A 25,673-nucleotide genomic window follows, 5' to 3' on the forward strand; every position below is an offset into this window, starting at 1 on the left:
GCCATCCTAGTGCCTGAATAACTAAGGCATGCAACACTTCTTGAACTTCTTTCCACTTCCACAGGGACAAATTTCATTACGCCCAATGCTGCCAAAGTTGGCAACAGAGCGAGCAAGTCTTTTTTCTTTCAAATCAATTGCTTTTTCTTTAAATAGCTCGACCTTTTCCTGAGCAAGCCCGTGTAACGACACTGTCGACAGTAAGACTCGTATGGGGCCACTGAGGCCATATGTCAGCTCAAGCAGCATACGGTCTGATTCACCAGAAGCAATTATTGCCACCTGCGTGTGCTCAACGGCCTGATCGTGGCTCAACTCTACAATTCCATCAATATTTAAGAATGTCGTCAACCGGACCTCGCCAATCGTCGATAGAGGTATACATCGACCGCGCTGAGGGATAGCGATCAATTCCTCGTCAATCCATTTACTCAAGTCAGAACGCCAGTCACCAGAAAAACCAAGAAAATAACTTGCGATTCGGGAGCGACCAGGGTGGCCTTGAGTTGCGAGGAAATCGACTAGCTCACGGAGTCGATATGGAAGCTCTTGCATCGGCGGGGTCAAGTCATCAGACCCGGACAGTTTCGCAGAGAAATACGCGTCAATCGAAGAACGATAACCATTGAATCGCAAATGAGCACCACTCTTTGAAAGTTCATTCGCATGCATCACGTAATTATTATGTTCAAAATAGAGTCCCAAGTGATCTAATTCGTCGTCGAGTACTAGCTTCTCTGAACTAGCGGCAGCCATACGCTGTTCGACAAAGTGAAGGAAATCAAGAGGTCCGACAAAAACATCACTGTAAACTCGTAGGTCAGCGAGCGAAATTGACCAAACGGGAACATCCCCAGCGTCCACCCCAATTTTGTGCAGATGCTGAGCTTGAGCGGAAAGCTCTGTGAAAGGATCAAGAGTGACTGCACAAATTGACTTACAACGAAAATCTCCCAAGCGTAGTGTGCCCACTGGCTGTCGTTGTGCATCATAAATTTCGACTTCTGCAGCGCTTTCTAAATATCTTAAGAATCGCTGCCCTTGCTTACTCGGCTCCCCAACAAGAGCTTTCAGCGACTTAATGTACGCGGGCAGGTCATTTGCAGGTGAAGTATAAGTGAACGCACCGGCTTTCACTTCGATGATAAATAGATGATCGTCATAAATAACAAGGCAATCCGCTTCAGCTAGATTCCTGGAACCACCGGACGCTGAAATGACTGGATAGTATACCTCCGGCAATACAGTAGCCCCAGGCAAGAGCCGATTAAAATATTCTACCGGGAGGTTTTCGGACACTATTTTTCGATTTTTTATCCATTCTTGTTTTTCAATGCCTGAACTCTGGAATATTTTCTTTTCGATTTGACGGTAAAAGTTATCGCACAATGAATAAAGATCGAAACAGTAATAATTCCCCTCCAACTTTAAAAAAGGCCGTTTGAAAATTGGTTGAATTCTCAACGGCCAACCTTTAAAATCACCATCGACCAAAAATTCTTTTTCTTGGCCAGGTGCCCAAGAAAAATCTTCTAAAAAATCGAGTGGCAGATTGGTTGTCTTGCGCAGATCAAAAAGTCCCATATTGAAACAGGAATCCATGCTTTTACGTATCGCATCCGCATGACCTAAACGAATAGTAACCTCGCGAACAAGATCTCCGGGTGACTTATAAGTATAAACGACATTTTGTTTCTGCATGCGCTCTATCTCCGCCATGACCTCGGCATGGATACGGCGCATAGACGCCATCGCTTCTGGAAAACCAAACGTCAATGATTGCCAAATCTTCCTGATTTCCAAAACAAGATCTTCCGAAGTGATACCATATGCCGATTTAATCAGCCGGGACTGATTTTTCAATAAGTCCGATATTATATCAACTTGATGTACCTGATAATAATCACCACGAATATTACACCAATGCAATTGTGCTCGCGTATGAAAAACCTCCATCGCCTCGTCGTAAAAATCTCCAGAAGTTCGACGATAGGCAGTAGCACAGCTCAAGTATTCAGTGTTTATCTTCGAGAATAGCGCAACAACTTTCGTTTTCAGATCTTGCCAATCATCTTCTGTAAGTTCGATTTTTTGGGGCTCGCAACGTGAAGCTGCAGCGATCACGCTCTGTACATAGTCGATCATTCGCAACGCCATGGCATCATCTTGCGTAACGTCCGCCTCGACCTTTATGTGCTGGTTAGATATAAGCTGCTCTTGCCACGCGCGCATCAATAATTGATCAGGTGGTAGAACACTTACGGCAGAAAAAATCTGGCTGACGATATCGTCTATTTCCTGGACGACAGTGGGATAGCGAGCCGCCAACTTCGCAATGACCTCTGCGTGCTGTCCTTCAGACCAGTTAGAGGTCATTGCAACATGCTTACCAAAGCGAGCAACTTGCAGTGGGCCAACAGAGAATACCTCATCGGGCATTGCTGGTTTAGCACTTCTGAAACGGCTATTACGCTTTTTCATATATGATTAATTTCCGTACTGATTTTGAAAGTTAATCGGATAAAGGCTTTTTGAGGGTCAGGTGCGCCATTACGACAGAGACCCAAATATGCGAATCCCAAAGCTTAAGTCTCTACGTAATCTCAGTGTCAATACACATACGCAGCGTAGTGAGTCGTGCCGTATTGACAATTAGCACATCACGATTTGCTGTGAGTCCAGACGCCAAGTCGGAGATCGTGTCCAAATAGAAGACCTGCCGCCGCCATCGTTCAGCTTTCCTCTGGCGGAGCTGTAATTCGCTCGGTTAGACATGGAGACGTGCTCACCTTTGCGTTTGGTATGCATAGTTGAATATGTCGCCAAAGGGAAGCACCCAGCTCGCCAGCGTCAATTGCTCCCTTCCGAGGATTCCAGCTACTGAAGATTATGCAAAGCAAACAAGCAGCGATTACAATAAGCATAAGAGGATGAATCATTTGTAGACTATTTTTCCTTTTTCCGTCCGCTGCCGGCCACATTAAAAGTCTGTGGCCCAATAATATTCCCCACGAAATTTTGCCCAATCTTGCCATGGGTTTCAACGTGTGGTGCATTTCCTGCTTGGGATGCAGGGGGCGTTGGCGAGCGCATGCCACCAATCATCCCAAGTACGCCTGCTTTCCCGCGAACGTCCATACTTCTATAGCCATCCAACAGTTCTTTCTCGTCCGAGGTAACGGCTGATTGCAATCTCTCACCCGTAAGGATGTAGTGGACATCGACCCCGATCCCAGCCAGCGCTCTTAAGTAAAGCGCATCCGGGGCACGCTCGTCTTGCTCATACAGCGTTTGTGCGCGTCGCTTCAACCCGCCGATGGCAGCAAAATCGTCCTGATTCATGCCCAAGCGTTGACGCTCTTCTTTTAGTATTTCACCAATTGATCTCATTTGTGCGCAAATTCTTCTTTACAATGCTCTCATTTGAGAGCTATAGTTATGCCATACCATAGCGATTACAGATCATAACATTATGAAAAACGTGTCCATAGCGAGGCGCACTGCCAAGGGCGTCACGACTAAGCCTCTTGGCGTTCGTCTGACGTCTGATGAGGTAGACGAAGTCGAAGGCTACGCAGAGAAACTTGAGCGCTCCCGTGCCTGGTTTCTCCGTTTCCTGATCCTTCGCGGCCTCGCCGATTACAAGCGTGAACTCGCTTCCAAATCCATTCACTAAGGACAACGTCATGTACCCCGATGTAAAACGTATCCGCACCCACCGCGTCATGCTCCGACTTGACGATTACGAACATCAGCTAGTTACCTCCATCGCCAACTACCAGGGCGAAGAACTGGCCGTGCTGGTGCGCCAGATCGTCATGCGCGAAGCGCTGGCGGTTGTTGAGGCAGACGACATCAATAACGACAGCGTATCGCGTCGCAGCGCATAAGCCCAGTCCCCAAAAAGCAACTCTAGAGCAACTGCAAAGTTACACACATGCCAGATCTACACATCAGCTTTAGTGACGAAGAACGCGAATTGCTGGAACGCGTGCGTCAGCGGCAAGGACTGGAGAGTATCGAGCAGGTAGCGGAATGGCTCGTAAAGTCGCGCCTGCGCAAACAGTCACGCAACATGACGGGCCGTGGTCGCGCCCTGTATCAAGTCGAAAGAAAGTCCAGCAAATGAGAGTCATCGGCCTGCCATGCCCGCATTGTGATTACACCGTCCGCGCCGTCAAAAGCCGCACGATGTCAGCCATGTTCAAGGAAATCACCTATATGTGCCAGAACCCCGAATGTGGTCACGTGTTCGTGGCAGGTCTTGAAGTGCTGCGCACTTTGTCGCTCTCCGCTGTGCCAAAGCCAGATGTCCGAATCCCCATGTCCCAGCACGCACGTGCGGCCGCCACTAACCAACTGGCGTTTGACCTGACGGCATGTTGACCTTGGCTTAATCCTTTTTGGCGCCGGCTGATACCCGGTCCATTAACTCCCCGTTCGCTGCCTCCTGCTGCGCCCCCAATTGGGCGTGCGGGATTCGTTCACCCTAAAGAAAGTTGCACATGAGCGCCACGATCAAAACTGAGTCCCGCGAAGCATGGCTGCGCAAAGCCTTAGCTAGGCATCTGCAATGTGCCGCTATCGGCCGTCAGATGATGATGGATTGCGCCATGTTCGATCAGTTGCACAAAGTGACGGTCATTGCCCTGGGCAGTGCGGCGGCTGATATGGCCGTGGCGGCATGTCTGGGATCGCTGGGCGGCATGGCGGGGGAATGGTAATGCGCCGCCTCTTGGACACCTGCGTGGTCTGGCTGCTGTCGCTCTTGATCGTCATCGCGCCATCGCTGCTGCTGGCCATCGGCGCCATCAAGGACTGAGCCATGCCTACCGCCCTTATCGACAACCACCTATCTTTCCTGCCTGCGGCCGCCATTCTCGCCGCCCGCGACAAGGACGTGCCCACGCGACCAGGTGCGCCCGAAGCGCTTGCCGCACTTGCCGCCGCAAAGGCGTGCCTGGCAGCCAGGAATGACCTCAGTGCAGTCGAAGAGCGCCGCGCCAACGAAGCGCGCTTCATTGCCCAGGCGTGGGGACTGTCACCGCGTGGCGCGCGCCGGTCGGTGTTGATCGCGGCAGGCCTGGATGCCGACCGCTGGGAATCTCCAATTCATTCATTTACCGATGCCGAGCGCATCGAATTACGTGCGGCCACCCGCGCCGCAATCCGTGTTTACGAAAGGCTGTTCAATGCAATCTAAGAAAGTGCTACTGCCCTCCCACGTGCGTCACGAAGCGTTCTTGCGTTCATCGCACTTCGCGCCCGAGCTGGCCCGTATCCCGTTCAAGTGGCGTAACCGGGTGATCGCTGCCGCCATGGCCAAGATGGCTTGGTCGTCCTGGTACAAGGTATACGAATCCATCGCCGCCACGTTTATCCGCGACTTTACGGATCAGTATGTACCGGCCGGCGTGGATCTGTCGCAGAACGACGCCGACATCGTCGCCACGGCTGAGCGGGCCGCCGCCGATGTCACCAAGATGCTATGGGGTGCAACGTCGGAGAAGCACGCTACGCAGATCATGGAAACCGAGTGCGCCGAGTACGGCATCGAGCTGCCTGAATTTGAGAAGCAAGCCGATGTCATCGCCCGCTTGGTAGATGCGCGGTGGTGGCGCGCTCAACTGCGCAAGACCGTCAAACGCGCCTTCGAAGCCGGCAATATCAAGCTGGGTTACGTGAACTATCGCGGTGAGCCGTACGCCAGCAATGACGCGGTGCGATCGCGCCTTGCGCAAAACCGGCGTAACGCGGCGGCGCTGGCCGCAACGCTGGTGCAGAACGACAATGGTCAGCAGTTCAGTATCGCCGAGCTGGCGGAAAAGACCACGGCCAACAAATCTATCCGGCGCGGCGAATTGATGTTGCGCATCAACGGCTTCGAACAGATCGCCCGCGAGTGTAACGACCAAGGCATTTTCGTCACCTGGACCTGCCCATCGCGCTTCCACGCCGTGCAGCATAACGGCAAGGCAAATGACAAGTTCGATGGCTCGACGCCGCGCGAGGCAAACGCCTACCTGGGAAAAGTCACGGCGCTGTGTCGTTCCGCGCTGGCGCGTCGCGGAATTGGCTTGTATGGCTTTCGCATCGCCGAACCGCACCACGACGGTTGCCCGCACTGGCACTTGCTCCTATTCGTGCGCCCCACCGGGAAATTCAAAACGCTGCATGTGCAGGACGTGGCTGGCCGTGCAATCCGCATCATGAAGCGTTACGCCTGGCGCGCCGACCGTGGAGAGCCTGGCGCGTTCAAGCGCCGCCTTGATGTCAAGCGCATCGACTGGAGTAAGGGCAGCGCGGCCGGCTATATCGCCAAGTACGTGGCCAAGAATATCGACGGCGTGGCGGAGCACAAGACCAAAGAGGGTTATGTGGTCGTGCCTGAAACAGACGGCGATATCGAGTTGACGCCGTCGGCACGCGTTGAGTCGTGGGCGGCCTGCTGGGGTATCCGGCAATTCCAGCAATGGGGTGGCGCCCCTGTCACCGTCTGGCGCGAACTGCGCCGCATCAAGGAAGCCATGGTCACCGAAGCACCCGCAGCCATGCGCCGTGCATGGGACGCTGTGCAAAAAATCGACGGTGAAAAGCGCGCGTGCTGGGCCGAATACCTGCGCGCCCAAGGCGGCGCCCTGGTGCCACGCAAAGAGCTGGCCATCACGTTGGCCAAGGACGAAAAGACGGTTATCGGGCGCTACGGTGAAACCCAGCGGATTACCCCATACGGCGTGCGTTGCGCATCGCTGATCGGGGTGGTGTTCAAGTCAGTGCGCCACACGTGGACGCCGGTCACGTCCACCGGCGCTGGCGGGATTGCTGTTGGGGTTGGGGTTGCCGTTCCTCGGACTCGTGTAAATAACTGTACGCAACCCGTTCCAGCGGTGCAGCCGACACCATGGATCGAGCGGCCGGACACAGCGCTTCCCGATCTGCCCGACTGGGCGAAAACCCAAATTATCGACGCCTGGGCGGCGCTACGAGCATGTCCATTCCCCAGGCTGATCCTCACCAGCCAACCACCAGCAGAAGAAAGCGCCACATGAGCACCTATGCCGTGACCGTTCGCACGCAAACCGACCGATTTGATTTTTTTGAGGTTGCCGCATCCAGCGGCGACGTGATCGACGCCGCCATCGAGCGCTTCGGCGTGTGCGGCGTTACCGCAAAACTGAAAGGAGCACCGCAATGCTGACCACCTCGACTAATTCACCGCGGCAAATCGCCGTTGGCGACCGCGTAACGTTCGACACCGACGAGGGCGGCCAGGCCGGCATCGTCAGCGACCTACGCCGCGACGTAGGCAACGGCGAGTTGCATGCTTGGGTAGAGCTCGATCACCAGTGGCCAGGCGTGTTCCGCGCCGTGCCGCTGGCCGCCATCGTATCGGCCGGTGCTGGCTCGATGGTGTACGCATGAACAACCCCTTTCTGTTTGACGGCCCGGGTGTCATATCGTTCAGCGGTGGCCGCACCAGCGGCTACATGCTGTGGCGTACGCTGCAAGCCCATGGCGGCACGTTGCCAGATGACGTGACCGTCCTGTTTGCGAACACCGGCAAGGAAATGCCGGAAACCCTGGATTTTGTCGAGGCGTGCTCGGTAAATTGGGACGTCCCGATTGTGTGGATCGAGAACCGGCCCCGCGATGCGGAGCGGAAAAAATCCCACGCTGTCGTCACCCATGCGACCGCCAGCCGCAACGGTGAACCGTTCGCGGCGCTGATCGCGGAGAAGTCATACCTGCCAAACCCGGTCGCGCGAATCTGCACGGCTGAGCTGAAAGTACGCCCCATGCAGCGCTACCTGAAATCCATCGGATACACAGAATGGACCACGTTCATCGGCATGCGCGCCGACGAGCCGCGCCGCGTGGCGCGCCTGTCGAACCAGGACTACGGCAGCCACGAAACGAAAGAAGCGCCGCTGGCTATGGTCGGTGTGGATAAGGGCGCCGTGGGCCGCTTCTGGAAAGAGCAGTCATTTGACCTCGCGTTGCCGAACATGGATGGCGTCACCATGCACGGCAACTGCGACCTGTGCTTCCTCAAGGGCGGTAACCAGAAACTGGCGCTGATCCGCGAGAAGCCAGAGCGCGCGCTGTGGTGGATCGAGCAGGAAAAGGGCAAGCATATGGAGCACCGCGAGCAACCTATCGGCGGCGGCGGCTGGTTCCGCAAGGATGCACCCAGCTACCAGGCTATGTATGACATGGCGATGGGCCACGGTGAGCTGTTCCCGTTTGAAGACACGTTGAACGATTGCGGCTGTACTGACTAGAGGTCAAGGACTAGTTAAGCCTCAATACCAACATGCAACGCAATGCAAAATAAGCCTTGAAAATTAGAAAGAAAATTGATGTTCGAATATTTTAAATCACTGCAATTTTCAGCCATGGAAGTGGCCGTGTTGCATGCTGCGGTGGCCGCGCACGCCGATAGGCTAAGCACCCTACTGGCGGATGCCGGCCTTCCCGAATTAAGCGTCAGCAATATGCGGATCGAGCTGAGCGCCACGCAGCAGGCGCTGCGAAAATTGTCGGCAAGCCGGTTTGAGGCGGTCAACGCTCTGGACGCAAAAAATGTAAGCGCGGCGGAAAGCCAGTATAGGGAATTTTGCCGGCTTCGGGACTATCGCAAACCAGGCGTCGAGGTGTGTCAGCACACGGAAGCCGAAGCCTTCACGCTGGCGACAGGTCAGCGCATCGAACGGCAATCTATATCAGCAGTCCCCACTTACATGGAAGCGGAGAAATCCAGATGAGGACATTTCTTTCGTTGGATGAAATTTGCGCTTTGACGGGCCGGAAGATGAAAACCAAACAGATCGAAGCGCTGCGAACAATGGGCCTTCCGTTTTGGGTCAATGCGATTGGCCAGCCGGTAGTAACGGTGGCCGCTGTAGAGGGGCGCAAACAAGCGCCACAAGAAAAAAAATGGATAATGCCGAGGATCAAGAAAAATGGGCCGACGAAACACGCGTAATTTGAACATGCCGCCGAACATGCATCCGCGCACCCAGCGCAGCGGTAAAGTCTATTACTACATGTACACCAAAGATAAGCCACGAAAGGAAATCCCTCTTGGCCCGGACTTTATTCTGGCGCTGAAAAAATATGCTGAACTGAACATCGTGGTCGAGCCAACTGCCGGTGCGACTTTTTCCGACGTGCACAAGCGCTACTTGGTCGAGGCCGTGCCGAAACTGGCGACCAGCTCAGCGCGAATGTTCAGCTATGACGTCAAGCATTTATTGGCTGCATTTTCCGAGGCTCCCCTCGACCAAATCAAGCCGATGCACATCCGTCAATTCCTTGATGACCACGCTGACAAGCCGACCACGGCTAACCGGTGTAAGCGCGTCTTTTCGACCATGTGGAACCATGCCCGGGGATGGGGTTACACGGATCAGCCCAACCCATGCGAAGGCATCCGAGGCCATGCCCTGGCCAAGCGCACCGTGTACATAACCGATGCCGTCTTCGCGGCCGTGCGCTCCCATGGGAGCTCGCCTCTGCGTGATGCCATGGATCTGGCGTATCTGACCGGCCAGCGGCCCGCTGACGCGCTTCGCATGACAGAGCATGACATTGTGGAAGGCCATCTGATTATCACGCAGGAAAAGACCAAGCAGCCCCTGCGCATAACCATCACCGGCGAGCTGGCCAAGTTAATGGAACGCATACGCGAACGCAAGGCAACGCACAAAATAGTCACTGCCGCACTACTTACCAATAACAATGGCAAGCGTCTTACGGCGCCGGCACTGCGGACTCACTTCCATACCGCGCGAAAAAAAGCGGCCGACCAATTGCCCGAGCTGGCGAAAGACATCAAGGCATTCTGGTTTTACGACTTACGCGCGAAGGCAGCCGACGACACTTCCGACGACCGAGGTGACCAAGCAGCTAGTGATCTTTTGGGACACGACAGCGTCAAAACCACTCAGCGGCACTACCTGCGCCGAGGTAAGATAGTAGCGCCGACAAAATAATTATGCTTCAGGCGGCGGTGACTCTGAAGGCGCGGAACTCAACTGTTCCTGCACTAGCATTTCGAGAAGTTGGTGAAGAGGTTTTAAATCAAATGCGCCCGCATGGAAACTAGCATCCACTTCCCTTAAAGCCACCACATATGCCTCACGCTCACGGCGGATCAGCTCAGGCAAGATCGTGGTACCCGGCAGCCAGCCGCCAGCAGAGAGGCATAACACAAAGTAGCACACTGCACGTGCAGTTCGGCCATTTCCATTAATGAAAGGATGGATGTAATTCAAACGCCACAAAACAAAAGCAGCAAGTGCGATTGGGTCAGTGATCCGCCACTTGCTATTCACCTCATTAACAAAATCGTCCATATAAGCTTGGACGCGATAGAACGCGGGCGGTTGGTAATCGCCGACAGTGACGGCGCATGGTCGAAATTCACCAGCGTTAGTATGCAAGCACGTGATGGCCTGAAAATTTAACGCCTTGATGACATGGGTTGACAAGAAAATTTTGTCAGCCTTAATAGCTGCGCTGATGATGGAGCGGAGAAAGTCATACTGACGGTTACCATTGGACATCTCCAGTTCTTGATATAACGGGTGCTCTTCACTCCCCATCAGCTCAAATAGGATCATGCGGCCACACGTCCCTCGTGGCGTTCAAGCGCACTTTCAACCTGCGCCCGAGTTACCGAGCTCTTTGCCCCTAGTGAACCATAAACGAACGAAATTCTTTGCTGCCGAATCTCATCCGCTGTTTGTGTTTTGGTACTAGCTTCTTTAATTGCGCGCAGCAGGTCGGGGCTCGTACGAATTGTCTCGATAGCCATGATGGTACTCCTAAATTGATGGTGACTGACTAGTCAAATTCCGGTGGTTAGTACGCGATTTACGGTGCCGAAGGCAACTCGCTCGCGCCGAACGCTCGCATTTAGGGTATCCCAAATTTGATCAATGTGCAACCCAATTGGGCCGGAAATGTAGGGTTTTGTGGAGCGACTAAGGCTTTGTGGAGCGCAAAAGATACGATTTTGCAGGCTTTCCATTGGAGCGGGTGAAGGGAATCGAACCCTCGTATGAAGCTTGGGAAGCTGCCGTTCTACCATTGAACTACACCCGCGTGGCTGGCATTTTACGCGCTGGCGGTAAACAACACCAGCATCACCGCTAAACATCGCCCCCGGCACACTGGGTACTTGAACAACCCCGCCCCCACCCGCTACATTGTGCCCAGTTCACCTCAAGCGGATTCCAGATGCCCACCACCTCCAGGCTAGCCGCCTGCCTGCTCGCCCTCTCGGCCATAGTCACCACCGGCGCCACCGCCGTCCCCCTGCGCGCAGCGCCCGTGGATCCGGCCGCCACCGCCAAAACCCGCGCCATTTATACCTACCTGCGCGATACCTGGGGCAAGGCGGTCATCGCCGGCCAGACCGACCTCAGCTGGGACGACAGCATCGACATGGCCGAGCGCGTGCATGCCGATACCGGCAAATACCCTGCCCTGATGGGCTACGACTTCATGGACTACGGCCGCACCGGCGCCAACCTGTCCGGCCAGCGCCAGGTCGAGGAAGCGATCGCCTTTGCCGCCAGGGGCGGCCTGGTGACGTTCCACTGGCACTGGCGCGATCCAGCGCTGCTCAAGACGGCGCAGGTGAACCAGGCCAATTTCTATGCCGGCGGCGACGATCCGGCCAGGCGCACCGACTTCACCATCCCGATGGCCAATGGCGCGCTCGATCAAACCAGCCCGGCGTTCGCCCAGCTCAATGACGGTATCGACCTGGTGGCCACGCAACTGAGGCGCCTGCAGGATGCCGGCGTGACCGTGCTGTGGCGCCCGTTGCACGAGGCGGCCGGCAGCAACGGCGCGGGGTGGTTCTGGTGGGGCCGCGCGCGCACCGACGGCCAGTCGGCTGCTGCCGCCAATATCGCGCTGTGGCGGCATATGTATGACCGGCTGGTGCGCGTGCACGGCCTGCACAACCTGATCTGGGTGTGGAACGGCCAGGATGCGCGCTGGTATCCCGGCGACGACGTGGTCGATATCGTCGGCTACGATGTGTACGACACCACCGACAACCGCAGCTACCGCTCACAGATCGACACCTATCGCAAGACCGCCGCCATGACGAGCGAACCGAAGCCGGTGGCGCTGACCGAGACCAGCTACATCCCCGATCCCGATGCGATGGCGCAGGACGGCGCATGGTGGTTGTGGTTCATGGTGTGGAACGACGGCGGCGGGCCGGCCGGCGTCACCAACGCCAACAACTTCTGGACCGGTGAGCAGTACAACACCAGCGCCCACAAGCGCAAGGTCTACCAGCATCCGAATGTCATCACGCTCGACAAGCTGCCAAAGTTCTAAAAAGGCTGCGCACGCTTGAACTGCGCTTGAACTGTTCAAGCAGGCCACACTGATGCAAAATGGCAAAGCTCCCACCATCGACCAGAGGACTTTCCATGAAATCAGTTGTTTCGCTCAGTGTTGCGCTGGCGTTTGCCGCACCGCTGGCACTGGCCCAGGCTCCCACTTCCCAGGCTCCGGTGCAAACTGCTGCGCCGGTTGACCCGATCGCCACCCTGGTCAGCCAGCTGGAACTGGAAAAATACAAAGCCACCATCAAGAGCCTGACCCTGTTCGGCGACCGCCGCCAGGGCACCCAGCGCAACCGCGATGCGCTCGCCTGGATCGAGACGCAACTGAAATCCTACGGCTGCAGCAACACCGAACGGATGCAATACCAGTACACGGAACTGGCCAAGGACGCGCCGCGTCCCAGGCGCGCGGCGGGCATCGCCAGTGGCGGCGCCGGCGGCCCACCGGGCCAGGGCGGCAGCACGCTGTTCGGCAACCGCATCAAGACCGGCGTCAACAACGATCCGCTGTTGCAGCCCGATGAAAAGCTGCGCGCCATCAATGCCGAGCCGACGCCGCTGGGCACCTCGCAGCGCGAGAACGTCTACTGCACCAAGGTGGGCAGCAAGCATCCCGAGGAAATGTATATCGTCAGCGCGCACATGGACGGCATCGGCTTTGGCGAGGCCGCCAACGATGACGGCTCGGGCACGGCGCTGGTGATGGAACTGGCGCGCATCTTCAGCGCACCGGGCGTGGAAACCGACCGCTCGATCCGCTTCATCCTGTGGAACAACGAGGAAACCGGCCTCAATGGCGCCGCCGCGTACGTGGAGCAGCGCAAGGGTTTGCAGGGGATCGAGTCGCCCAAAGGCTCGGGCAAGTACCCGGAGCCGAAGTGGCTGGGCATGATCCAGCACGACATGATGTTGTTCGACCATGGCATGCCGTTCCAGAAGATCGACGGCTACGGCAAGCCGGTGGTCGATGAGCATGGCGAGCCGGTGTTCGTGGCGCCGCCCGAGCAGCGCCTGGAAGCGGACGTCAACATCGAGTACCAGTCGCAGTCGAAGCAGTCCGAAGGCTCGGCCAAGCTGGCCTGGCACTTCCGCAGCGCCAACGACAAGTACGCCTCGCACTACCCGGCAGCAGTGGGCTTCCACATGACCAATACCGATTCGACGCCGTTCATGGACCTGGTGCCGTCGATTTCGCTGCGCGAGAACGAGCGCGGCCAGCAGATCGGCGCCGGCTGGGATCCGCACTGGCACCAGCCGACCGACCTGTATAAAAACTTCTCGGACAAGGACTTCATGCTGGGACTGAACGCCGCCCAGACCACGCTGTCGGGCGTGGCGCAACTGGCCGGCGTGCGCATCAAGAAGTAGTTACTGGGTCATGTAACGGTCCGAACGCGGACCGTACAGGATGCCCTGCGCACCGCCTGCCGTCAGCAGGCGGGCATTGGCCACGCCAGCTACCGGATGCGACGCATCGGTGGTGCTGTTGATGATCTGCTTGACGGCAGCAGCCACCAGCGCGCCGATCAGGCCGCCGCCACCGTTGTTGCCACCCTCGTTGTTGGAGGCGCTGGCCTTGCCGTTCCACAGCAGCGCGCCCGTCTTCAGGTCCACCAGCTTGGCTTCCACCGTCACGACTGCCACGCTGTTGAGTACCGTGTAAGTCGCGCCGTACTGGGAGATGGTGACGTACAGGCCGGCATCGGCGCCGAAGATCTCGTTGAGTTTTTTCGGGTCGAGGCCGTGGATGTCGGCCGCCGTGGTCATGCCGTTCTGCTTGAAGGTCTCGGCCACCACCGCCACCGGCAGCACGTAGTAGCCGCTCTCGGCCAGCGGATACGTCACCTGCGCATACACGCTGTTGCCGGCGTTGACTTCCGGCGAATTGTTCAGCGGCGGCAGCACCACGATCGAGCGCGGCTTGGCGGCCTTGAAGGCGGTGTAGTCGTACGCCGCCTGCTTGGTGGCGCAACCGAACATCAATACTGCAGCGCCAACACACGCGCCCACTTTTAACAAACGACGCATCATGACTGGTCACCTTTCTTTACTTTGGCCAGCAGGAAATCCATGTAGGCGGCCGATTCGGGGAACAACTTCTTTTCATCTTCAAACTGCGCGACCATCTGGTCGGTCTTGCCGGTGACCGAGTACAACATGCCCAGGTGGGCATGGAAGCCCGGCGGCGCGCTGCCGCCCTTGGCGCTGAACAGCATCAGGTCTTTTTCCATGGCGGCGATTTGCTGGTCGGGGCTCTCGCCTTTCAGGTATTGATACACCTGCGGCTGGTAGCCACCCCACTGGTACAGGGTTTTCGGTGGCGTGGCGCAGCCGGTCAGCAGCACGGCGCCAGCCAGCGCCAGCACGCCGGCGCATTTTTTCAATACGGACATCGTCATCATCGGCCTCACTGTGCTTGCAATTTCAACGCGCCGGCATCCACGCCGGCCACCAGGCGGTCCACCGCTTCGCGCATGGCCAGGTCCAGCACCTTGCCGTTGAGCGTGGAGTCGTAGCTGGCGGTGCCGCCAAAGCCCAGTACTTCGCGGTTCGACAGGCTGTACTCGCCCGCACCGGACGCCGAATACACCACCTCCGAAGTCGTGATGTTGACCACGTTGAGCGTGACCTTGGCGTACGCTACCTGGGTCTTGCCACGGCCCACGATGCCGAACAGCTGATGGTCGCCCACTTCCTTGCGGCCGAATTCGGTGACGTCGCCGGTGATGACGAAGTCGGCGCCCTTGATCTTCTGGCCCTGCTGCTTGAAGCCGGCTTCCTGCTGCAGTTCCTTCAGGTTGTCGCGGTCGAGCACATTGAAGCGGTTGGTGGTTTGCAGTTGCGCGATCAGGATGGTTTTCGACTGGCCGCCCAGGCGGTCGACACCGTCGGAGAACACGCCGCGCATGAAGCTCGAACGGTTGTCGAATTTGCCGACAGCGATCAGGGTGCGCGGACCGACGTACGGCGGCGGAGTGACGGCGCTGGCGGGAATCGCGACTGCCACGGCGCGCGACGATTCGGTGGCACAACCGGCCAGGGCGGAGACGATCAGCGCAGAAACCAGCGCGCCGGCGAGACGAGTATTCATGGACATCCTTGGAGTGAGAATTACTTTGAAATAATAAATTTTCTTATGAGAAATTATACGTTCTTGATGAGCGCTACAATCTATCCAATAATCACTGCGGCTTCTCCACCACAAAGCCCCTGGCCTGCAACGCTGCCATCGCGCCTTTCGGGTCGAGCAGGTCGTTGAGCGACAGCGTGGCGAAAGTCGAAGCATTGGCCGCCAGCGCTTTTTCGGCCGCCGCCAGCCAGCTCTCCTGGATGCGCGCTTCGATCGAGCGCATGCCGGGACGGCTCTGCATCACCGCGCTGCTGAAGACTGCGGTATTGCAGGCGCCGCGGCGGTCGGCGTAGCTGAGCTTTTCAATGACCGCCAGGTCGCCCTTGGCCCAGGCGTTGGCGCGCACGCGCATGGCGTCGATGTCGTCCTCGAGCCGCGCCAGCGTGTTGGCGAAGCAGGCGGCGTCTTCCAGCGGGGTTTTCTTGAACTCGCGCAGCATGGTGACCGGGTCGTCGATCGCGACCTGGACCTGGGTGTCGGTCTGCTTGATGCCGCTTTGCTTGATCAGCTTGCCAAGGGACTTGCTCAGCTCGCCGTCGTACAGGTCGGCCTGCCTGAGCGCCTGGTCGTACAGCGTGGCGGCGGCAAAGATCGGCCGTTCGCGCTCGATGCCGTCGTCCTCGCCCAGGTATTTCGACTTGAGCACCAGCCAGCGTGCATAAACCGGTGCGGGCACCAGGTCTTTCAACGTGGCGCCGTCGGGATTTTTCTTGACGCCGATGGCAAACGGCAGCATCGCCACCTGCTTGAAAAAGCCCACTTCGGCGTGCATGCCGGGCGGTTTCAGGTATTCCTGCGACTGCGCCAGGATGGTTTCCACCTGTTGCGAGCGCCATTCCATGTTCTTCGGCAGCGGGCCATAGGTGCCGAACACCCACAGCACGTGGTCGCCCTGGCTCACTTTCCACAGGCCCGGGCCGGGGCGCTGGCCGGTGACCAGGATGATGTCGGGCACCGGCGCCTGCTCGGCGCCAGGATCGGCAACCACTGCGGGGACAACGTTGGCCGCTGGCGCGGCAGACGGTGGTGGCGGGGCCCCGGTCTGCGACCGGGCCGGCGCAACCGACAGGGACAGGGAGGCGACCACGACCAGGCGGGGCCACAATGACAATCGCAACATATCCGAGCGCAACATATCGTTCTTCCAGGAGGGAATGGAGTTGCCGATTGTATATTTCAATGTGGAAACCTGTAGCGGCGGGACACGAAGTATCGTCGGCCGCTACCAGTCGTAGCGTTTGCGGTTCAGGCGGCCAGACCGGGCACGTTGTCTAGCCTGGCACGCGCGTGCGCCAGTTGCTCGGCATCGAGACGGGCGGCAGCGGTCGCCAGGTAGCGGGCGGCGCTGGCGTGGCCGCTGCGCTCGGCCAGCGCCAGCCAGGTCCAGGCCTGGGTGGCGTCGGCGCGGGCGCCTTGCCCGGTCAGGTACATCAGCCCCAGGTTGAACTGCGCGCGCGCATGGCCCTGGGCGGCGGCCAGCGCGTACCAGTGCAGCGCCTGGGCATAATCCTGCGCCACGCCCTGGCCGTTGTCGTAGCGCAGGCCCAGCGCGAACTGCGCCAGCGTGTGGCCCTGGCGCGCCGCGCGGGCGTACCAGTGACCGGCCTGTTGTGGATCGGGCTGGGGGCCGGGTTGGCGGCCAGATCGCGGGCTGACATCGCGGTCGTACAGCAGCCCAAGGTGGAACTGGGCTGCCGCGTAGTCCTGCTCGGCGGCGCGGCGGTACCAGGCTTGCGCCTGGCGCAGGTCGTGCGGGGCACCGCGTGCCGTTTCATAGCGCAGACCGAGGTCGAACTGGGCGCGCAGGTGGCCCTGCTCGGCGGCCTTGCGATACCAGTCGGTCGCCGCCTCGGCATCGGCCGGCACGCCGAGGCCGGCGTCGTGCAACTGGGCCAGGTGGTACTGCGCACCGGGAAAATTCTGCGCGGCCGATTTGGCGTACCAGGCGTGTGCTTCCAGGTAGTCCTGCGCCACGCCCTGGCCGTGGTGGTAGCGCAGCCCGAGGTTGTTCTGGGCGCCGGCGTGGCCCTTGGCGGCGGCCTTGCGGTACCAGTCGAGCGCCTTGTGTTCGTCGCGCGGCACGCCCTGGCCGTTATCGTAGATCAGGCCCAGGTTGAACTGCGAGCTGGCGTGGTCCTGCTCGGCCGCGCGGCGATACCAGAGGATGGCCTTCTGGCTATCCTGCGCCACGCCGTCGCCCTTGTCGAAGCGCAGCGCCAGGTTGAACTGCGCCGGCGCGTAACCCTGCTCGGCCGCCTTGCGGTACCACGACATGGCCTGCCCCACGTCCGCCATCTCCGGCGTGAGACCCTGGCTGTTCTCGTAGCGCAGGCCCAGCTGGTACTGGGCGCGTGCATAACCCTGCTCGGCGGCCTTGCGGTACCAGTGCAGCGCCTGCACCGGGTCTTGCGGCACGCCCTTGCCGGTGTCATACATCATGCCCAGGTTGTGCTGGGCGCCGGCGTCGCCCTGGCTGGCGGCCTTGCTGAACCAGTGCATGGCCTGGCGCGTGTCGGCCGCCACGCCCTGGCCCCTGGCGTACAGCCAGCCAAGGTTGTACTGGGCGGCGGCATAGCCCTGGCTTGCTGCCAGCTGGTACCAGGCAGCGGCTTCCTGGAAGTCCTGCGCCACGCCCTGCCCTTTCTGGAACATCACGCCCAGGTTGTACTGCGCCTGCGGCATGCCCTGCAACGCGGCCTGGCGGTACCACACCACGGCCAGCTCGTAGCTGGCCGCCACGCCCTGGCCGTTGAAGTACATGAAGCCCAGGCTGTGCTGGGCGGCGGCCACGCCGCGTTCGGCCTGGCCCCTGGTGCGCAGGAATTCCGCCGTGTGCGTGGCCTGGTTCATGCCTGTACAGCGACCAGCACCGGCTGCGCGTGCAGCATGGGCGGCACATCATAGTCCGGCATCAAGCGCACCTGGCCTTGCAGTATCTCGATAAAGCGCGGCAGCGGCACCGGCCGGTGGTACAGGTAGCCCTGCATGGTGGTGCAGCCGTTCGCTTGCAGGTAGCGCGCCTGCACGGCGGTTTCCACGCCTTCGGCCACCAGGTGCAGCCCCAGGCCGCGCGCGATCGAGATGATCGCCAGGATCACCGGGTAGTGGCCGTTTTCGTCGTGGATCTCCTTGACGAACGACTGGTCGATCTTGATGGTGTGGATCGGGAAGCGGTGCAGGTACGACAGCGACGAGTAGCCGGTGCCGAAATCGTCGATCGCCACCGACACGCCCAGTTCGCACAGCTTGTTCAACTGCTCGATGGCGTCCTGCGGGTTGCGGATGCAGATGTTCTCGGTGATCTCCACCTCGATCTGTTCCGGCGCGATGCCGTAGCGGGTGAGCGCGCCGCGCATCTTCTCGAAAAAGTCGCCGCGGTCGAGGTACTGCGGCGACAGGTTCAGCGACAGCTTGACCTGCTCGCCGCCGGCCGCGTTCCAGCGCACCAGGTCGCGGCACAGGGCGCCGAGCATCCAGTCCGAGATCGGCAGCATCAGGCCGTTGTCCTCGGCGAACGGCAAAAACTCGCCGGCCGACAGCACGCCGCGCTGCGGATGGTTCCAGCGCATCAGGCCCTCGGCGCCGACGATGCGCCCGGTGGAGACGTCGATCTGCGGCTGATAGTACATTTCCAGCTGGTTCAGTTCCAGGGCCTGGCGCAGGCTGCGTTCGAGCGCGATCTTCTGGTGCGACACTTCCTGCATCGACTGGTGGTAGAAGGTGTGGCCGTTCTTGCCCAGCGCTTTCACCTGGTACATGGCAATGTCGGCGTGGCGCAGCAGCTCGTCGATGCTCTCGCCATCGTGCGGATAAACGGCGATGCCGATCGAGGCCGAGATGTGCACCTGGTGGCCATCGAGGTCGAACGGCGCTTCCAGGCTGTCGATCAGTTTCTCGGCCACGGCCCGGGCCTCCTGGCGGTCCTGCAATTCCGGCAGCACGATGGTGAATTCGTCGCCGCCCTGGCGCGCCAGCGTATCGCCGCGCCGCAGGCAGTCCTGCAGGCGCCGCGCCACCTGCTGCAGCAGCTCGTCACCCTTGACATGGCCCAGCGTGTCGTTGACCAGCTTGAAGCGATCGAGGTCGATGAACATCACCGCCAGCTCGGCAGCCTTGCGCCTGGCCTGGATCACGGCCAGGCCCAGGCGGTCCTTGAACAGCATGCGGTTGGGCAGGTCGGTGAGGATGTCGTGGTAGGCCTGGTACGAGATCATCTCTTCGGCGCGCTTGCGGTCGGTGATGTCGCGCGCCACGCCGTAGGTGCCATACGTGTCCTGCGGACCGATGGCGTTGGGCGCCATCGAGGTGAGCGTAATGCTGAAGGTGCGGTCGATGCCATTCTTGCACTTGAGCCGCAGCTCGGCGGTGCGCCCGCCCGTGTCGCTCACGCGACTGCGGACCAGGCCCTGGCGCTCGCCAAAGGCAAAGCGCGCGCGGTCCTGGTCGTCGTCGTGCACCAGCACCGAGTAATGGCGCCCCACCACCTCGTCGCGTTCGAAACCGAGCAGCTGCTGCACGCGGTCGTTGACAAACGTGACGCGGCCATCGGGGGCCAGCGTGTAGATGATGTCGGGCGAGCTGTCCACCAGGTACCGGTACATCTTTTCCGACGTTTCCAGCTGCGCGGCGATGCGCTCGTTGTCGAGCGCCATGCGGCGCTTTTGCAGCACGTTCTCCACCGTCTTGAGCAGCTCTTCGCGACCGTACGGCTTGCGCAGGTAGTCGTAGGCGCCGCGTTTGAGGGCGCCGATGGCGGCGTCGATGCCGACTTCACCGCTCATCACCACCACGTCGCCGCCGATGGCGCGCGCGTTCATGAAGTCCATGATGTCGTGGCCGCTCATGTCGGGCAGGCGCAGGTCGAGCAGCACCAGGTCGAACGGTTGCCGCGCCAGGTGGACCAGCGCCTCGGCGCCGGTGGCGGCGGTAAACAGCAGGTAGTCGCCGCCGGCGTGACTGCGCAGTAGCTCGTACAGCGACGACAGCAGGCGCGGTTCGTCATCGACCAGCAGCAGGCGCGGTCTCGAATCGTGGAGGGGGACGACGGGGGTTGGGTCGTCCTGAAAATTCAGGTTCATCATGGCCTTAAACGGAATCCATCAACCGGGGGGTTTGGCCGGCGGTGGAACTTGCAACGGAATGAACTGCGGGCAGCAGGATTTCGAACGTGGTGCCGGCCTTGCCGGAACGGCAGGCGATCAGCCCCCCCCATCTTGCTCACCAGGCTGTGGACGATCGACAGTCCCAGGCCGTGGTGGGGGCCTTCCTTGTTACTCTTGACGGGGACGAACAGGTTGGCCAGCAGTTCGGCCGACAAACCGGGGCCGGTGTCGGCCACCACCAGTTCCAGGTACAGCTTGCGCTCGCGGTTGACCAGGCCGCGGTTGGCGATCTCGATGCGGCCGCCGTCCGGCATGGCTTCCACCGCGTTCTTGACCAGGTTGACCAGTATCTGCTTGAGCAGGTCGGCGTCGCCTTCGATGGCGCCCGGGCCGTCCTGCATGCGCACCACCATCTGCACCGAGGCCGGTACGAAACCGGTGGCGCGGAACAGCCGCAACACGTCATCGACCACGCCGGCCACCTCGGTGGTCGTGTCCGCGCCCGACGCATCGCCCGGCTGCAGGTCGGCCAGGCCATTGATCAGCTGGCCCACGCGGTCGATCTCCTCGTTCAGGATCGACAGCTCGCCGACCACCGGTTCGCGCCGCGCCAGCTTGCTGTCGAGGAGAGACAGGTAATTCTTGATGATCGACAGCGGGTTGTTTACCTCGTGAACCACGCGGCGCGACGCTTCGCGGTATTGCTCGGCCATTTGCGCCAGCTTGCGCCGCGCGTGACCGCGCTCGGACAGCGCCGTCTCCAGCGCGCTGGCGGCCTGGGTGGCGAAGGATTGCAGGAAGCGCTCGCGCTGCTGGCAGCTGGCCAGTTGCCAGCCCGGCACACCGCCGATCAGCACCCCCAGGCAGCGCTGGCTGGCCACCAGCGGCAGGCACACCAGCGCCTCGCTGCCGAGGATGCGGAACAGCTGTTCTTCGGCCACCGGCAGCGCCGCGCCAAGGCCCGCATTCGTGCCGGCGCGGCTGGCATACACGGGCTTGCGGGTGCGCGCCGACTGCGCCACCTGGCCGCCCTGCTGCGGGTCCAGCGCCAGCATGAACTCGGCCAGGCGCCCGGGATGGTTGCCGGTGGCGGTGCCCAGCAGCGCCTGGCCGGTGGGATTGGCCAGCATCACCACTACGTTTTCGAAGTCGAACAGGATGCGCGCCGAACGTGTCATGGCGTCGAGCAGGCCGGTCTCGCCATCCTGGCGCGCGAACGTCTGCGCCATCTCGGAGACCAGCATCATGTTGCGCACTTCTTCCGACAGCCGCTGCTGCACCGGATCGACCGGTGGCGGCGGCACGTACGCCGACGGCGCGACGATGTCGTCGGCGCCGGCCAGGTCGATACCGAGGTAGTCGGCCGATGCCTCCACCTGGCGGGCGGCGTTGGCGAGGATGGGTTCGAGCGCAGCATCGTCGATGCCGCACAAGCTGGCCGCATCCTCGATGGCCTCCGGTGCGTCGCCGTGGCAGCACAGCAGGTGCGCCAGGCGCACCATGCGGATCAGGGGATGGGCCGCAGCCAGGCGCGCCACCGGCTCGTGGTGATAGAGCACGCTATCGGCCAGGAAGGAGTCGAGCTGCCAGCGTTCGATCAGCCAGGCGCCCGCCTCGGCATGGGTGATTTGCAGGGTGCGCTGCTCGACCGCGCACAGGTCTTCGTCGTCGCGCGCCATGAAGTTGACGGCGTATTCGCGCGGCGCAGTGGCCAGCAGCGCCAGGCGGCCAACGTTGTGCAGCAGGCCGGCCAGGTAGGCTTCCTCGACATGCGGGTAGTCCATCTGGCGGGCCAGGTCACGGGCGATGACGGCCGTGGTGAGCGCGCTTTTCCAGAAAGCGCGCAGGTCGGCGCTGGCGGAATGGGGAAAACTGTTAAAGGTCTGGAACACCGATTCGCTGATCACCAGCGTCTTGATCATGTCGGTGCCGAGCGCCACCAGCGACTGCTCGAGCCCCACCGTGCGGGCGCCATTGCCATGACTGTTGCGGTGAAAGGCCGAACTGCTGGCGACCGACAAAATCTTGCTGGCCATGGCAGGATCCTGGGCGATCAGCGCGGCCAGCTCGGGCATGCCGGCGTCGTCGGCCTGCAAATGCTCGATCAGTTTGATCAGTATCTGCGGCATCGCCGGCAAGCGTGCGATCAGCAGCCGGTGGCGGATATCAAGGTCGGGTTGCAGCATCGTCATCTACCAATAATCAAGTCAAACCGGAAACGAATAATGCCGAGAAAGAACTTATATTAGCATAAAGTGTGATAGCAACTTGGCACTTGCAACCCTATCGTGCCGGTGCCGTTATCATTTACCAATGAAAACTTTTATTGTTCCGCGTGGGGTAAGAGAATGCGCCGGTAACGGCGTGCAGTCAACCATAAAACCAGCGCGGAGCCGGTAAGTACCAGTTGTCCGAGTGCTAAAGACAACACCGAGTGCGACAGCGCCGGCGCCATCACGCCAGCGACAATGGCGCCCACCATGGTGGTGGCAAACGACTGGCACGACGCCACCGTGCCACGAATATGCGGGAACAGGTCGAGCGCCAGCAGCGTGGCGCCCGGCGCCACGATCGACATGCCGAAGGTATAGAACAGCATCGGCAGCACCGTCCACGGCAGCGCCGGCGGCAGGAACACGTGGTACAGCGTGTTGCACACGGCGGCGGCGATCAGGAAGCAAAAGCCGATGCCGATCTGGCGCGAGAACGAGATCTTGCCGGCGAAGCGGTTGGCCACCAGCGCGCCCAGGAAAATCCCGCTCACCGAGGGAATGAACAGCCAGCCGAACTGGCTCGCGCCCAGGCCCAGCGAATTAGGCAGGAACTCGGGCGCTGCCGCGATGAACAGGAACAGGCCGCCGAAGTTGAGCGCCACCACGCCCGACTTCAGGTGGAACAGCTTGGAGCGCATGATCTCGGCGTAGTTGCGCGCCAGGTGGCGCGGATTGAACGGCTGGCGCTTATGGACCGGCAAGGTCTCGGGCAGGTTGCGGTAGCAGTAGATGAACAGCAGCACGCTGTAGACCAGCAGCGACAGGAAGATCGCGCGCCAGTCGAACAGCGTGACGATCCAGCCGCCCAAAATCGGGGCAATCGCCGGCGCGATCGAAAAAATCATCGTCACCAGCGACAGCAGCCGCGCAGCAGCCGCATCGGAATACAGGTCGCGGATGATGGCGCGCCCCACCACCACGCCGGCGCCGGCCGAAATGCCCTGCATCACGCGGAACGCCCACAGGTAGGGCACCGAATGAACCGACGCGCAGCCCAGGGTACCGATCGCGAACATCACCAGCGAGACCAGGATGACATTGCGGCGCCCGAACGCATCGGACAGCGCGCCGTGCCACAGCACCATGCCGGCAAAGGCCAGCATGTAGAAGGTGAGGCTTTGCTGCACTTCCAGTGGCGTGGCACCCAGGGTGGCCTGGATGTTGGGGAACGCCGGCAGGTAGGCATCGATCGAGAACGGCCCGAGCATCGACAGCAGGGCCAGGATCACCGCCAGCGCGGTGGCGCTGAGCACCTTGGGCGTCGATGGCGGTGGCGGCGGGACTTCCTTGACGGGATCGGGGAGGACGTTGTCGGGCGGGGTCGGGTACATATAACGCTTTCCAGGTGGATCAGGCGTGCACCCCTACCCGCAGATCGAAGACTGGGGTCGGACCCCATCCGGGGTCCGACCCCGCCCGGCCCTGCGGGGTTCAACGGCGGCGCAGCAGTGCAGACATCAGATTTCTTTGGGTTTGGCAGCTTCGCGGCGGTTGAAACCAGCCACCATGTCGAAGCGGAACAAACGGCATTCCAGCGCGCCGTTGAAGAACGGCGTCTTGCGCGATTCTTTCAGGCGCAGCATCTTGGGCAGGCCCAGGTCGGCCGTGAACAGGTACACGGTCCAGCCGGCGAAGCGCTGCTTGAGGGTGCCGCTGAAGTCCGAGTAAAAACTCTTGGCCAGTTCGTCCTCGCCCAGCGAACTGTCGCCGCGCACGCCGATCCGCTCGCCGTACGGCGGGTTGGTGAGCATGATGCCCGGCTGCTCGGTCGGCGCTTTCACTTCCTGCGCCTCGATCTGCTTGAGCGGCACGTCGAACATGATGCCGGCCGCGCGCAGGTTGTGGCGTGTCATGGCCACCATGTCGCCCGAAATGTCGGAGCCGAAAATCGTCGGTTCGGTCGGCAGCGGGTTCGGCTTGATGGCGTTTTTCATGTCGTTCCACGGCGCCGGGTCGAAGTCGTTGAAGGCTTCGAAGGCGAAACGGCGACGTGCGCCCGGCGGCACGCCCTGCACCATCTGCGCCGCTTCGCACAGGATGGTGCCGGAGCCGCACATCGGGTCGAACAGCGGCATGCCCGGCTTCCAGCCAGCCACGCGCAGCAAGCCCGCTGCGAGGTTTTCGCGCAACGGCGCGTCACCGGTTTCTTCACGCCAGCCGCGCTTGAACAGCGCTTCGCCCGACGTGTCGAGGTAGATGATGAACTGGTGGGCGTCGAGGAAACCGACGATGCGCATGTCCGGCTCGCGCGTATCGACCGACGGGCGCTTGCTGTACATGTCGCGGAAGCGGTCGCAGATCGCATCCTTGATTTTCAAGGTGGTAAATTCCAGGCTTTTCAACGGCGACTTGACGGCCGTAACATCGACGCGGATGGTGTGGTCGTAGGTGAACCAGTCTTCCCACGATTGCGCCAATACCAGGTCGTAGATGTCGTTCTCGGTCTTGTAGCCGGTAACGGCCATGCGCATCAACACGCGCGAGGCGATGCGCGAGTGCAGGTTGATGCGGTACGAGTCGATCAGCTCCCCGGAGCAGTGGACGCCGCCGGGCACCTGGTTGTGCACCTTCATGGTGGTGCTTTGCTGGGCGATTTCGCCCAGTTCTTCGGCCAGCGCCGCTTCCATGCCGCGCGGGCATGGGCAAAAATATGAAGCCATAAGGAGTACCTTTTATCCGTTAATAATACGGGACTCGCAAAACCTACTGCGCGTCACGCTATCGCCTTTGCGTTGCTCAGCGTACCTCCGTACGCTTGCGCTAATCAAGACGATACCGAGCCGCTCGCTACGGT

The 25,673-nt window shown here is 60.3% G+C and carries 26 protein-coding genes, 1 tRNA gene and 1 pseudogene; 14 read left to right on the forward strand and 14 right to left on the reverse strand.

All coding sequences use genetic code 11. The features are described from left to right. Positions 1-21: 21 nt before the first annotated feature. Both DUPY_RS27555 and DUPY_RS14830 read right to left on the reverse strand, forming a co-directional pair. Positions 22-2,481, reverse strand: a complete 2,460-nt coding sequence (locus tag DUPY_RS27555; RefSeq protein WP_084640726.1) for an SEC-C metal-binding domain-containing protein — start codon at positions 2,479-2,481, stop codon at positions 22-24. Positions 2,482-2,946: 465 nt separating this feature from the next. Beyond that, positions 2,947-3,390 (reverse strand): helix-turn-helix domain-containing protein, encoded by a 444-nt coding sequence (locus tag DUPY_RS14830; protein WP_070249157.1) that lies wholly within the window; start codon positions 3,388-3,390, stop codon positions 2,947-2,949. A 296-nt stretch (positions 3,391-3,686) separates the two neighbouring features. Between DUPY_RS14830 and DUPY_RS14840 the strand changes: the two genes are divergently transcribed. The 12 genes from DUPY_RS14840 to DUPY_RS14880 all read left to right on the forward strand — a co-directional run bounded on the left by DUPY_RS14840 (position 3,687) and on the right by DUPY_RS14880 (position 9,995). Continuing rightward, positions 3,687-3,890 (forward strand): hypothetical protein, encoded by a 204-nt coding sequence (locus DUPY_RS14840; protein ID WP_070249159.1) that lies wholly within the window; start codon positions 3,687-3,689, stop codon positions 3,888-3,890. Between the two features lie 47 nt (positions 3,891-3,937). Further along, complete coding sequence (locus DUPY_RS27265; RefSeq protein WP_071651648.1) at positions 3,938-4,129, forward strand: hypothetical protein; 192 nt, start codon at positions 3,938-3,940, stop codon at positions 4,127-4,129. Further along, positions 4,126-4,386 carry an Ogr/Delta-like zinc finger protein gene (locus DUPY_RS27270; RefSeq protein WP_071651649.1) on the forward strand — a complete coding sequence of 87 codons (261 nt, stop codon included), beginning with the start codon at positions 4,126-4,128 and terminating at the stop codon, positions 4,384-4,386. The genes DUPY_RS27265 and DUPY_RS27270 overlap by 4 nt, the downstream gene beginning before the upstream one ends. Before the next feature lie 119 nt (positions 4,387-4,505). Then, positions 4,506-4,724 carry a hypothetical protein gene (locus DUPY_RS14845; protein ID WP_070249160.1) on the forward strand — a complete coding sequence of 73 codons (219 nt, stop codon included), beginning with the start codon at positions 4,506-4,508 and terminating at the stop codon, positions 4,722-4,724. Between the two features lie 101 nt (positions 4,725-4,825). Continuing rightward, complete coding sequence (locus tag DUPY_RS27560; protein WP_084640727.1) at positions 4,826-5,203, forward strand: hypothetical protein; 378 nt, start codon at positions 4,826-4,828, stop codon at positions 5,201-5,203. Continuing rightward, positions 5,193-7,049: a replication endonuclease gene (locus tag DUPY_RS14855; protein ID WP_084640728.1), complete on the forward strand. Its 1,857-nt coding sequence runs from the start codon at positions 5,193-5,195 to the stop codon at positions 7,047-7,049. The genes DUPY_RS27560 and DUPY_RS14855 overlap by 11 nt, the downstream gene beginning before the upstream one ends. Further along, entirely contained in the window at positions 7,046-7,198 is a 153-nt protein-coding gene (locus DUPY_RS28405) for a hypothetical protein (protein WP_167359068.1), read from the forward strand. The genes DUPY_RS14855 and DUPY_RS28405 overlap by 4 nt, the downstream gene beginning before the upstream one ends. After that, on the forward strand, positions 7,192-7,422 hold the full coding sequence (locus tag DUPY_RS14860; RefSeq protein WP_070249161.1) for a hypothetical protein: 231 nt from the start codon (positions 7,192-7,194) through the stop codon (positions 7,420-7,422). The genes DUPY_RS28405 and DUPY_RS14860 overlap by 7 nt, the downstream gene beginning before the upstream one ends. Beyond that, a complete protein-coding gene (locus tag DUPY_RS14865; RefSeq protein WP_070249162.1) occupies positions 7,419-8,282 on the forward strand; it encodes a phosphoadenosine phosphosulfate reductase domain-containing protein in 864 nt (287 codons plus the stop codon). The genes DUPY_RS14860 and DUPY_RS14865 overlap by 4 nt, the downstream gene beginning before the upstream one ends. A gap of 78 nt (positions 8,283-8,360) precedes the next feature. Further along, positions 8,361-8,765: a hypothetical protein gene (locus tag DUPY_RS14870; RefSeq protein WP_070249163.1), complete on the forward strand. Its 405-nt coding sequence runs from the start codon at positions 8,361-8,363 to the stop codon at positions 8,763-8,765. Then, positions 8,762-8,986, forward strand: coding sequence for a DUF4224 domain-containing protein (locus tag DUPY_RS14875; protein ID WP_070249164.1), 225 nt, complete (start codon positions 8,762-8,764; stop codon positions 8,984-8,986). The genes DUPY_RS14870 and DUPY_RS14875 overlap by 4 nt, the downstream gene beginning before the upstream one ends. Next, the gene (locus DUPY_RS14880; protein ID WP_070249165.1) at positions 8,964-9,995 is read left to right on the forward strand and encodes a tyrosine-type recombinase/integrase; all 1,032 of its coding nucleotides are present in this window, start codon (positions 8,964-8,966) and stop codon (positions 9,993-9,995) included. Before DUPY_RS14875 ends, DUPY_RS14880 begins: the two co-directional genes overlap by 23 nt. On the opposite strand, the gene DUPY_RS14885 is transcribed toward DUPY_RS14880, so the two are convergent. From DUPY_RS14885 to DUPY_RS14890, 3 genes are all read right to left on the reverse strand, one after another. Continuing rightward, positions 9,996-10,625 (reverse strand): Fic family protein, encoded by a 630-nt coding sequence (locus DUPY_RS14885; RefSeq protein WP_070249166.1) that lies wholly within the window; start codon positions 10,623-10,625, stop codon positions 9,996-9,998. Beyond that, complete coding sequence (locus DUPY_RS27920) at positions 10,622-10,819, reverse strand: hypothetical protein (protein WP_141749548.1); 198 nt, start codon at positions 10,817-10,819, stop codon at positions 10,622-10,624. The genes DUPY_RS14885 and DUPY_RS27920 overlap by 4 nt, the downstream gene beginning before the upstream one ends. A 216-nt stretch (positions 10,820-11,035) precedes the next feature. Further along, positions 11,036-11,109: transfer RNA gene (locus DUPY_RS14890), tRNA-Gly, on the reverse strand. Positions 11,110-11,244: 135 nt separating this feature from the next. Here DUPY_RS14890 and DUPY_RS14895 point away from each other — a divergent pair. Together DUPY_RS14895 and DUPY_RS14900 are read left to right on the forward strand one after the other, a co-directional pair. Further along, complete coding sequence (locus DUPY_RS14895; protein ID WP_070249167.1) at positions 11,245-12,363, forward strand: glycosyl hydrolase; 1,119 nt, start codon at positions 11,245-11,247, stop codon at positions 12,361-12,363. A gap of 95 nt (positions 12,364-12,458) precedes the next feature. Next, positions 12,459-13,742: a M28 family metallopeptidase gene (locus DUPY_RS14900; RefSeq protein WP_070249168.1), complete on the forward strand. Its 1,284-nt coding sequence runs from the start codon at positions 12,459-12,461 to the stop codon at positions 13,740-13,742. Here DUPY_RS14900 and DUPY_RS14905 read toward each other — a convergent pair whose 3' ends face one another. The 9 genes and pseudogenes from DUPY_RS14905 to DUPY_RS14945 all read right to left on the reverse strand — a co-directional run bounded on the left by DUPY_RS14905 (position 13,743) and on the right by DUPY_RS14945 (position 25,539). Continuing rightward, entirely contained in the window at positions 13,743-14,405 is a 663-nt protein-coding gene (locus DUPY_RS14905; protein WP_070249169.1) for a DUF799 domain-containing protein, read from the reverse strand. It abuts the gene before it with no gap. Continuing rightward, positions 14,402-14,776 (reverse strand): DUF4810 domain-containing protein, encoded by a 375-nt coding sequence (locus tag DUPY_RS14910; RefSeq protein WP_070249170.1) that lies wholly within the window; start codon positions 14,774-14,776, stop codon positions 14,402-14,404. The genes DUPY_RS14905 and DUPY_RS14910 overlap by 4 nt, the downstream gene beginning before the upstream one ends. 5 nt (positions 14,777-14,781) lie before the next feature. Beyond that, positions 14,782-15,471, reverse strand: a complete 690-nt coding sequence (locus DUPY_RS14915; protein WP_070249171.1) for a CsgG/HfaB family protein — start codon at positions 15,469-15,471, stop codon at positions 14,782-14,784. An 85-nt stretch (positions 15,472-15,556) separates the two neighbouring features. Beyond that, positions 15,557-16,615, reverse strand: coding sequence for a TraB/GumN family protein (locus DUPY_RS14920; protein ID WP_167359069.1), 1,059 nt, complete (start codon positions 16,613-16,615; stop codon positions 15,557-15,559). Positions 16,616-16,749: 134 nt separating this feature from the next. Next, positions 16,750-18,354, reverse strand: a complete 1,605-nt coding sequence (locus tag DUPY_RS14925; protein WP_070249172.1) for a tetratricopeptide repeat protein — start codon at positions 18,352-18,354, stop codon at positions 16,750-16,752. After that, positions 18,351-20,585: a putative bifunctional diguanylate cyclase/phosphodiesterase gene (locus DUPY_RS14930; RefSeq protein ID WP_084640729.1), complete on the reverse strand. Its 2,235-nt coding sequence runs from the start codon at positions 20,583-20,585 to the stop codon at positions 18,351-18,353. The genes DUPY_RS14925 and DUPY_RS14930 overlap by 4 nt, the downstream gene beginning before the upstream one ends. A 4-nt stretch (positions 20,586-20,589) precedes the next feature. Continuing rightward, positions 20,590-22,735 (reverse strand): annotated as a pseudogene (locus DUPY_RS14935) (HDOD domain-containing protein). A gap of 194 nt (positions 22,736-22,929) precedes the next feature. Continuing rightward, on the reverse strand, positions 22,930-24,210 hold the full coding sequence (locus tag DUPY_RS14940; protein WP_208600051.1) for a multidrug effflux MFS transporter: 1,281 nt from the start codon (positions 24,208-24,210) through the stop codon (positions 22,930-22,932). Between the two features lie 126 nt (positions 24,211-24,336). Beyond that, positions 24,337-25,539 carry a THUMP domain-containing class I SAM-dependent RNA methyltransferase gene (locus DUPY_RS14945; RefSeq protein WP_371851794.1) on the reverse strand — a complete coding sequence of 401 codons (1,203 nt, stop codon included), beginning with the start codon at positions 25,537-25,539 and terminating at the stop codon, positions 24,337-24,339. Between the last annotated feature and the right edge of the window lie 134 nt (positions 25,540-25,673).

It is taken from the genome of Duganella phyllosphaerae, from assembly GCF_001758785.1.
Classification (GTDB): Bacteria; Pseudomonadota; Gammaproteobacteria; order Burkholderiales; family Burkholderiaceae_D; genus Rugamonas; species Rugamonas phyllosphaerae.